The sequence below is a fragment of the Bartonella sp. CL25QHWL genome (genome assembly GCF_042195335.1).
In the GTDB taxonomy this organism is placed as follows: domain Bacteria; phylum Pseudomonadota; class Alphaproteobacteria; order Rhizobiales; family Rhizobiaceae; genus Bartonella.
The window spans coordinates 1-3,054 of sequence record NZ_JBHIOE010000045.1 but is presented as its reverse complement, the minus strand read 5'-3'; the positions used below and the strand labels follow the sequence as shown (position 1 = coordinate 3,054).

Genomic DNA, 3,054 nt, shown 5'->3' with positions numbered 1-3,054 from the left:
AAAAGTGTAAAAGTGATGTCGCGTTATACGAAATGGATTGTACTCATTATACTCTTATTAGCGCTTGATTTTTCACGTATTATGGATGCGTTTGTAAGTATTTTTACACAAAAACCAAATATCCGACTCTAAACATACTCTGAGACGCGCGAAATTCTTTAGAAAATGGTTTCTTAATTTTGCTCGTCTCATGGAGACTATCAATAATAGCTTTACACATTTAAAACTGTTATTTTCACAGAATTGGACATATCAAATTTCTCTCCAAAATAGCTAAAAACACTGCAGAGGTAATTGTAAAAATTCTATCCTGTTATAAATGAAGCCCACTGTTCCAAGAGAACATGTCGTTGTTCTAAAAAATCCGTTCGCATATAAGCTTTTGTCACTGAACTCCCGACTGAATGGGCAAGAACAGTTTCGGCAATCTCGAACGGTGTTGACGTTGTCTCTGCTATCCAATCCCGTAAACTTGAACGAAAACCATGGGGACGATAAGTCAAACCACAAACTGTCATATATTTTGCCATGGTGGCATCAGAAATGGGGTTACCTTTAAGACCAGAAAAGAGAAAACCATTCTTTTCAAAGGGGAGAGTTTTTTCAATAACTCTCAAAGCTTCACCACTTAGTGGCACGCGAAAGTCTGAAACTTTCCCTACAATACCTTTCATGTTTTCTTTTGGTATCGTCCATATATTTTTATCAATTTGTTCAAGGCGCAAATAGCGCAATGGATATGACCGTGCTCCCGTCAAAATGAGTAACTTCAGTGCTAAATTTGAAAGGATCTTATCATCCAAGCTTTGATAAAATGCCGGAACCTCTTGCCATGGCATAGCAGGAATATTTGTTGATGTCGCACGTGGTTTTCCTAAAAGAGCGCGTGCCTTCATACAAGCCTGTAGATCAACATCTAAACCAAGAGCCGCTGCATATTTCAAACAAATATTGATACGGTTAAGTGCTTTTCGCGCTGTGTCTGCTTTTTCATGCCAAAGGGGTGAGAGAACATTGCGGATGATATTGGCTGTTAATTTTTCTATAGGTAATTTGCCTATGTGTGGAATCACGTGCAACTCTAGAGGAGAAAACCAGCGGCCGTTTTTACCTTCATTTTTCAACTCTGCTTTTTTGCTTTCAAAAGCCGCTTTTGCAATTTCTTGAAAAATATTGCTTTGCTGTTTTAAAATAGTCTGTTCTCGAAAGACAATAGGATCATTGCCTTCTTTAAGAATATCACTATAATATCTTGTAAGCTCACGCGCTTCTTTTAAAGAGAGTTTTGTAACAGGACCAAGTCCCATTTCACGGCGCTTATTGTGGTGCGTATAGCGAAAAAACCAAGAGCGTGTATTGTCTTTTCGAACATTCAACCACAACCCTGCCCCGTCACAATATTTACCCTGCGGAGACGTCTTTACGAATGATGCTGATAACCGATGAATCGCCCTCACTTAACGTCCCCTCTCGTCCACCTTTTCAAGCATTGCTCGTCCACCTTTTTGGGTCCACCTTTTAGACCACCTTTAATTTCTGATTTGAGATTTTTTCTTTAATACTTACTTTTTTTATTGAATCATAAAAAGCTATAGACATCAATACGCCCTTACACATCTTTATACACTTTGAATCTTGTTGCTAAGCCCCTGCTTGCCGCGTCTGGGCACCACACTCTTCTTTGTTGTATGTAACCTATTTTTTTATTGACTTTTAAGTTAATGATGCCTGAGTAAAGTTAAGGGAATAGGGTTTCTAACATTTGTCTATAAAGCACGCTTCACACAATAACAATATATTGATTTATAATGATAATTTACTGTTTTGTATATTGAATTAGACCCCCGAATAACGTAAGATTCTTTCATTTCAAATCTGTTTATCTTGAATCAACTAAAACCACTCATTTGTACATAACAAGTGGGATGAGTGTGTGGATAAAATTTATATAAGAAAGGACTAAAAATGGTTCTTATGAACCGTCTTAATGCAAGGGCTGTCGCAACACCCACGAGCTGGCAAATATAATGATGGTGCCGGCTTGTTACTTCATAAGCGTAAAGATGGAGGTGCTCAATGGATTTACCGTTTTACCATTCATGGGCGGCGCCGTGAAATGGGCTTGGGTGCCTTGAGAGATGTCTCTTTAAAACAAGCCCGTGAATTGGCAACTGGGTGGCGTTCTGTTCTTCGTGAAGGTCGTGACCCCATTAAAGAACGCAATAAACAAAAGCGTGAGGCAATAAGTAATCTCCATTATTTAAAAGATATCGCGTTGGATGCTTTTGAAAGCCGTAAAGCTGAACTAAAAGGAGATGGTAAAGATGGGCGTTGGTTTTTACCCTTAAAACTCCATATTCTCCCCAAATTAGGTTGCCTCCCCGTTTCAGAGATTACACAAACAGAGATACGCAATACCCTTGCTCCCATTTGGCATACAAAAGCAGCAACAGCTGATAAAGCTCTTACCCGCCTTAATATTTGTCTTAAACATGCGGCTGCCTTAGGATTGGATGTTGATTTACAAGCAACAGAAAAAGCACGCGCTCTCTTAGGTAAACAACGCCATAAAACGCAAAATTTTCCAGCTATGGATTGGAGAGATGTCCCTGCCTTTTATAAAACACTTTGCGAAGCATCAACCTTAACACAACTGGCTTTGCGTTTGCTTATTCTGACAGGCGTTCGTACCAACCCTTTGTGTCATATTCATAAAGACCAAGTTGATGGCGATATCTGGACAATCCCTGCTGAAAATATGAAAGGTCGACGTGATACTACAGAAGAGTTTCGCGTGCCTTTATCAACTGAAGCATTAGACATTTTAAAACAAGCGCGCTTGCTTTCTCGCAATGATTTCTTCTTTTCTGCAACCGGTCGGGGTCCCCTCGCTGCAAATTGTATGGCTCAATATATGAGAGACAATAAAATTGAGGCATGCCCCCATGGATTTCGTTCTAGTTTACGTGATTGGCTTGCTGAAACAACCGATGCTCCCTATGAGGTCGCTGAAACCATTCTAAGTCATACGGTCGGCGGTAAAGTAGAGCGTGC

General features: G+C 39.8%; 1 protein-coding gene and 1 pseudogene. One reads left to right on the top strand and one right to left on the bottom strand.

What is annotated here, in order from left to right:
- Positions 1–305: 305 nt before the first annotated feature.
- Positions 306–1,457 carry a tyrosine-type recombinase/integrase gene (locus ACFILY_RS09265; protein ID WP_375631814.1) on the bottom strand — a complete coding sequence of 384 codons (1,152 nt, stop codon included), beginning with the start codon at positions 1,455–1,457 and terminating at the stop codon, positions 306–308.
- 508 nt (positions 1,458–1,965) lie between these two features.
- On the opposite strand from ACFILY_RS09265, the pseudogene ACFILY_RS09260 reads away from it, so the two are divergent.
- Positions 1,966–3,054, top strand: a pseudogene (locus tag ACFILY_RS09260) (tyrosine-type recombinase/integrase); the annotation flags it as partial.